The following is a 6,013-nucleotide window of genomic DNA, read 5'->3' on the forward strand; positions in this document are numbered from 1 at the left end:
AATCTTGATTCTATATCTACTAATTCATTTATTTTTCTATTTACTTCCTTTTGTTTTAAATCAAATATATCATATAAAACATTATTTTTTCATTAACACTAAGTTTTCCTAATGTTTCGTACAAAAAAATGGATTTTATTTCATTCAAAGTAAAACCTAATGCTTTTAATTCTAAAATACTTTCAATCTCCTTTTGGCATTTTTCATTAAATTCATATTGAGCACCATTTTTATAAGGTATAATAAGACCTAAATCTATATAATGTCTAACAGTTTCAATACTTACTTTATTCCTTTTACTAAATTCTCCAATTCTCATATATACTCTCACTTTTCAATATTATAATATATATCATGCTTATAATCTAAATAATTCAGAATTATATGCCATTGTTCTAGATTCATTTAAATAAAATAATAAAATCAAAACCATATATATTAATTAATTTTATATTAATTTACTATATCTTTCAAACTTTTATAGTATTAAATTTATAAAAATATATGAAAATCACTATATTCATAATAATATTAAAATGGAGCTGCCTTATAACAGCTCCTAAAAATTATGCTTTATATAGGATATTACCTAATTATTTATGACCTTCCACTTGATTATCTATCTCTTTTTCTTTTTTATCATCAACAAACCATTTACATTGAGTAGTAGGATTACTTACTATTCCCAGTGCAACTAATATTGACAATATAGTATTTGTTATTGCTTGATATTCTTCTGGAATTACTTCTATACCTAATGAATTTAAAAGCATTGGTATTAAAGCAAATATGGATACCCATAATCCATAATTTTTGAATCTTGACCAATCAAATTCCATAATATCCCCTCCTTAATTCATAATATATTTTATTCACATAATTAAATTATGTGAATAAAAAAATAAAGTCATATTAAATTAAGACTTATTTAGCTTAATTTAATATGACTTTTGGAATTTAATCTAATTTTGATTCTAAAAAGGCTTTATAGCCTCTCATTGTTTCATATATATCTAATTTACTTGCAACTTCCCATGGAGCATGCATATTTTGTAGTGCTACTCCACAATCAATAACTTCCATATTATATTCAGCTAATATGTAAGCAATTGTTCCACCACCACCTTGATCTACTTTTCCAAGTTCAGCAGTTTGATAAGCAATATCATTTTCATCCATTATATTTCTAAGCCATGCCATAAATTCTGGATTTGCATCATTACAGCCTGACTTTCCTCTTGCACCTGTGTACTTACTAAACACAAGGCCTTTTCCAAAATATGATGAATTTTTCTTTTCCATTACAGATGGATAATTAGGATCATAGGCTGCTGTTACATCGGCTGATAGCATTTTAGAATTTGATAGAGCCCTTCTTAACTTTAAGCTTGAATATTCTCCAAGTCTATCCATTACTTCTGCTACTGTATTTTCAAAGAATTTTGAATGCATTCCTGTAGCACCATTACTTCCAACTTCTTCTTTATCTACTAGCAATATTACTGATGTATATCTAGTTTTGTCTATATCTAAAAGAGCCATTAATGAAGTATACGCACAAACTCTATCATCTTGACCATATGCCATTACCATACTTCTATCTAATCCATACTCTCTAGCTCTTCCAGCTGGAACTACTTCTATTTCAGCTGATAAGAAATCAGCTTCTTCAAAATCATATTTTTCTTTTAAGATATTAAGAATATTTGCCTTAACAGCATCTTTTTCACTACCTTCTAAAGGCATATTTCCAACTAATAAATTTAAATCTTCTCCTTCGATTACTACATTAGCTTTCTTTTGAAGTTGATCCGCTGATAAATGTATTAAAAGATCTGATATTCCAACTACTGGATCACTACTCTCTTCTCCTATAACTACATCTATTTTAGTACCATCTTTCTTAATCACTACTCCATGCAACGCTAGTGGAAGTGTAACCCATTGATATTTTTTTACGCCTCCATAATAATGTGTTTCCATCATTGCAAGATCTGAATCTTCATATAGTGGATTTTGTTTTAAATCTAATCTTGGAGAATCCACATGTGACCCTATTATTCTCATACCTTTTTCTAGCGGCTCTTCTCCTATAAGAAATAAGGCTAGTGCTTTATCTTTATTATTTATAAACACTTTATCTCCAGGTTTTAATTCTTCTTCATTTTCTATTACTTCTTCTAAATCCCTATACCCAAGAGCCATTGCCATATCTATACTAGTCAACACACACTCTCTTTCTGTTTTACATAATGACATATAGTCTATATAGCCGTTACAGAAATCAAATAATTCTTCCTTTTTATTACCTAAATATTTTTGCCAAGGATTTTTCTTATCTTCTTTATTCATATTATTCCTCCTAAAAACTATTATATTTATTATTATAACTTTTCTTTATATAATTTATTATTCTATTATCTTATCCATTCTATTTTCAATTATATCTACTGGAGTTACATCTGACATAAGTGAATGTCTATAATTTGCTGCTGCTGCCTCTATTATTACAGCAATATTTCTACCCGGTCTTACTGGTACTCTCAATCTTTTTACTTTAACTCCTAAAATATCTTGGCGTTCATCATTTAATCCTAATCTATCATAGTCTCCATCATCTTTCCAATGTTCAAAATGCATAAGTAATTGGATATCCTTTTCAGGAAGAATAGAACTTAAGCCGTACAATGATGAAACATCTATTATACCAATTCCTCTAACTTCAAGCATCCCTATTGTTATTCTTGGAGACCTTCCTATAAGTTCTCCATCTATTTCTTTTATATCAACTGCATCATCAGTTACTAATCTATGTCCTCTTTTTATTAACTCTAAAGCAGTTTCACTTTTGCCTATACCACTTTCACCTGTTATTAATATTCCTATTCCATATACATCTACTAAAACTCCATGAAGTCTAGTTTCCGGAGCTAATTGTCCTGCTAGGTAAATTGTTATTTTACTTATAAATTGAGTAGTTACTAACTTAGTTTTTATTATCCACACTTTATTTTTTTTCGCTGCCTTTAATAATTCTTCATGTGGCTCTAAATCCCTAGTTATAATTAAGCAATTTAAATTAAAACTAAAGTACTTATCTATTCTTTTTTTACGGAGTTCTACTGCCATAGCATCTAAGAAACTCCATTCTGCTTTACCTATAACTTGTATTCTTTCAGGAGCAAAATAGTTGTAAAACCCTGCTAATTGTAATCCTGGCCTATTTATATCATTAACAAAAATTTCTACGTTTTTATTTCCCTCTACTAATACTTCCATATCAAAATCTTTAATTAATTTTTCTACTGTAACTGACAAATTTATCACCCTTTAATTTCTTTTTTTTAATTCAACTGTTTCTAATTGAGCTTTGAAGTTACTTTTTACACTATCTATATATCTTCTTCTTAATATTTGTTGTTCTTCTTTTTCTGAATCATCTAACCCTTCTTCTTTGCTTTTTTTATAAAGTTCATTAATTCTTTTTATTATATCATCCATTTTCATATCCTTATATTCCATCCTTGGTTCTCCTTTGCTTTGACTAATTTTTATTTAACTCTTTATTACATTTTACCTTCTATTTTAATCAATATCAACTTATATAATTTCGACAAATTATAATATTAATTTTTTTATTAATCATTTACTTTAAGGTATCATTTTCAATTTATACCATTTATTTTAATATTTTCATTAAATTTACATAATTTTTATAGGTTATTTTGTTGTTATTTGTTTTATAAAACCATTTTACATTTTTACACTTTTTGGTATAATATTGTTATAACAAGATGTATTTTGTAAATAGATGGAGGTGCTACTAAAATGATTAAAAAACGTAGAAAACAAATAATAATTAAAAAAGCTATTCTAAATTTCTTACTAGGATATATTTCACCAAGCAACAAACTAATAATTTATCTTTCTCAAGATTTGGACAAGCTTATAAGTAAAACACAAAAGAATATATATAGAAAATATATTAAAAAACACTTTGGTAGCAACCCTTTGAAAAAGGTTGCCTAAATAATTTACTAATTATTTATTATGTATTAGAGGTATAAATTACTTTGTTTTATGAATATATAAATATAATTACTTATAATCAATAAAAATATAAAAACTTTTTATGGCTTTAAAAGTTTTTATATTTTTTTGAATTAAAAAACGCCTCAATATTTGAGGCATTAATACAAATTATATTACTAACATGTTTTTTAACCATATCTTTTTATGTTCAATGGAATCTCTTTTAATTAGCAGATAAATTCTTTAGCTACATCTTCAATAGTTACTCCATTTTCTTCTTTTGTAAATAGCGCCATGAATTGAATAGATTCATAATTTGATATCTCCATTTGAAAAGCCATAACTTCTCCTAAAACATCTAATTCTTCTACTATTTCTTCTATTATATCAACCACTTCATCGTTAGCATATTCGTAAAGATATGGGATAAAGTACTCCTTGAACCACTCACTACTTTCCTCTTCATAATCACTTTCATCATTTGAATAACTTCTAGCCGCATTTAATACATCTTCATCAAAATCTAAAAAGAATTTAACTAGAAATATATCATCTTTAGTTTTTAACTCTTCGATTTCAGATAATCCATTTTCATCTAATATGTTTATAATTTTATTAAAATCCATAATTTAACCTCCAAATTAATATAACAATTTTTTATATTCTTTTTTTACAGCTAAAAATTCTTTATCATCTTCAACTAAATTTAACTCTTCTTTTCCATCTACTTCATCTACTCTAAAAACATATACATCTTCACTTTGCTCATCCATCTGTGCTAAAAGTAAATACTCTGTTTCTTCTAAATAAACTCTAGCAACTGCTTCAAAGTCTACTTTATTACCCTCTTCATCTAAAAAACTCATTATTTTTCTTTCTTCTTTGTTAATGTTAAAATCTTTATCTTCCATTTTCTTCTCCTTTATATTAACTAATCATTTTTATTTTATATTTAAAAATAATTTTTTACTACTATTTTTATTCTATACATTTTTATTTATTAGTCAAACTTTGTAACTTTATATCTATTTTTCTCATATTATAAATTAAAAATATTTTCAGAGGATGAGTTTATGCTAGAAACAATATTATTAGTTTTATCAGTATCTATAGATTCATTTTTAGCAAGTATTGCTTATGGAACTAGCAAAATAAGAATTCCACTTTTATCAGCTCTTATAGTTGATATTATCTCAGCTAGTATGTTAGGATTTTCCTTGTTAATAGGAGGATTTCTTCAAAATTATATTTCTTCTAATATTGCAAAAATAATAAGTTTTTTTATACTTTTTTTCTAGGTATATATAGACTTTTTGAAAGCTTACTCAAATCATATATAAAAAAAGATCACATAATTTTTCGCCTTTAACCTTTAAAGTATTTGATTTTAAATTTGTTCTCCAAGTATATGCTGATGAAGTCAAAGCAGATTTTGATAAATCTAAAATACTTACTCCTAAAGAGGCCTTTTACCTTGCCTTTGCTCTTTCTTTAGATAGCTTAGCTGTAGGGTTTGGTAGTAGCCTTATTTTTATTAATTATATTCAAGTTTTTATAGTTGCTCTTATTATAGGACTTGTATCAATATTATTAGGGGCATTTATCGGAAGAAAATTCATAGAAAATATAAACCTAAATCTTTCTTGGTTATCAGGAGCAATGTTAATTATCCTTGCTTTTTTAAGAGTATTTTAAAAAGCTTGTAGTTTATAGTTATACTATACTAAAAATACAAGCTTACATATGTTTTATTGAAAGCTAAGAAAATAAAATTTTGTGAAGCCTCTTTATCAATTAAACTTTTTATAATATCTAAATAAAAAGGAAGCTGCAATAGCTTCCTTTTCTATTTTATTTAGTTGTTTCTTTTTTCTTTTTATTAAATACGAAGAATGCTCCAGCACCTACTATAATCAAACCTATAACTAATGGGTAAATTGGATTATTTCCACCTGTTGCTGGCAAAGAACCTCCATTATCG

The 6,013-nt window shown here is 26.3% G+C and carries 9 protein-coding genes and 1 pseudogene; 2 read left to right on the forward strand and 8 right to left on the reverse strand.

Translation table 11 applies throughout. From position 1 onward, the window contains the following. Positions 1-55: 55 nt before the first annotated feature. From A500_RS08860 to A500_RS08880, 5 genes are all read right to left on the reverse strand, one after another. A complete protein-coding gene (locus tag A500_RS08860; RefSeq protein WP_016207239.1) occupies positions 56-319 on the reverse strand; it encodes a MerR family transcriptional regulator in 264 nt (87 codons plus the stop codon). A 274-nt stretch (positions 320-593) separates the two neighbouring features. Continuing rightward, on the reverse strand, positions 594-839 hold the full coding sequence (locus tag A500_RS08865) for a phage holin (protein ID WP_016207240.1): 246 nt from the start codon (positions 837-839) through the stop codon (positions 594-596). 118 nt (positions 840-957) lie between these two features. Further along, a complete protein-coding gene (locus A500_RS08870) occupies positions 958-2,352 on the reverse strand; it encodes an aminopeptidase (protein ID WP_016207241.1) in 1,395 nt (464 codons plus the stop codon). A 57-nt stretch (positions 2,353-2,409) separates the two neighbouring features. After that, positions 2,410-3,318 carry an HPr(Ser) kinase/phosphatase gene (gene hprK / locus A500_RS08875; RefSeq protein ID WP_016207242.1) on the reverse strand — a complete coding sequence of 303 codons (909 nt, stop codon included), beginning with the start codon at positions 3,316-3,318 and terminating at the stop codon, positions 2,410-2,412. A 12-nt stretch (positions 3,319-3,330) separates the two neighbouring features. Further along, positions 3,331-3,522 carry a DUF896 domain-containing protein gene (locus tag A500_RS08880; RefSeq protein WP_016207243.1) on the reverse strand — a complete coding sequence of 64 codons (192 nt, stop codon included), beginning with the start codon at positions 3,520-3,522 and terminating at the stop codon, positions 3,331-3,333. A 306-nt stretch (positions 3,523-3,828) separates the two neighbouring features. On the opposite strand from A500_RS08880, the gene A500_RS08885 reads away from it, so the two are divergent. Continuing rightward, on the forward strand, positions 3,829-4,029 hold the full coding sequence (locus A500_RS08885; RefSeq protein ID WP_016207244.1) for a hypothetical protein: 201 nt from the start codon (positions 3,829-3,831) through the stop codon (positions 4,027-4,029). A gap of 230 nt (positions 4,030-4,259) precedes the next feature. Here the strand turns inward: A500_RS08885 and A500_RS08890 are convergent, their stop codons facing one another. After that, positions 4,260-4,658, reverse strand: coding sequence for a hypothetical protein (locus tag A500_RS08890; RefSeq protein WP_016207245.1), 399 nt, complete (start codon positions 4,656-4,658; stop codon positions 4,260-4,262). 15 nt (positions 4,659-4,673) lie between these two features. Next, entirely contained in the window at positions 4,674-4,943 is a 270-nt protein-coding gene (locus A500_RS08895; RefSeq protein WP_016207246.1) for a DUF1292 domain-containing protein, read from the reverse strand. Positions 4,944-5,105: 162 nt separating this feature from the next. Between A500_RS08895 and ytaF the strand changes: the two are divergent. Further along, a pseudogene (gene ytaF, locus A500_RS08900) lies at positions 5,106-5,727 on the forward strand (sporulation membrane protein YtaF). Positions 5,728-5,883: 156 nt separating this feature from the next. Here the strand turns inward: ytaF and A500_RS22060 are convergent. After that, on the reverse strand, positions 5,884-5,997 hold the full coding sequence (locus A500_RS22060; protein WP_423219289.1) for an LPXTG cell wall anchor domain-containing protein: 114 nt from the start codon (positions 5,995-5,997) through the stop codon (positions 5,884-5,886). Positions 5,998-6,013: the final 16 nt, after the last annotated feature.

This window comes from Clostridium sartagoforme AAU1, assembly GCF_000401215.1.
Taxonomy (GTDB): Bacteria; Bacillota; Clostridia; order Clostridiales; family Clostridiaceae; genus Clostridium; species Clostridium sartagoforme.

What these genes read in the sequence shown, in the direction of transcription:
- A500_RS08870 (WP_016207241.1), bottom strand. Translation starts at nt 2,352, where the DNA reads ATGAATAAAGAAGATAAGAAAAATCCTTGGCAAAAATATTTAGGTAAT.
- A500_RS08865 (WP_016207240.1), bottom strand. Translation starts at nt 839, where the DNA reads ATGGAATTTGATTGGTCAAGATTCAAAAATTATGGATTATGGGTATCC.
- A500_RS08860 (WP_016207239.1), bottom strand. Translation starts at nt 319, where the DNA reads ATGAGAATTGGAGAATTTAGTAAAAGGAATAAAGTAAGTATTGAAACT.
- A500_RS08890 (WP_016207245.1), bottom strand. Translation starts at nt 4,658, where the DNA reads ATGGATTTTAATAAAATTATAAACATATTAGATGAAAATGGATTATCT.
- A500_RS08895 (WP_016207246.1), bottom strand. Translation starts at nt 4,943, where the DNA reads ATGGAAGATAAAGATTTTAACATTAACAAAGAAGAAAGAAAAATAATG.
- A500_RS08885 (WP_016207244.1), top strand. Translation starts at nt 3,829, where the DNA reads ATGATTAAAAAACGTAGAAAACAAATAATAATTAAAAAAGCTATTCTA.
- A500_RS08880 (WP_016207243.1), bottom strand. Translation starts at nt 3,522, where the DNA reads ATGGAATATAAGGATATGAAAATGGATGATATAATAAAAAGAATTAAT.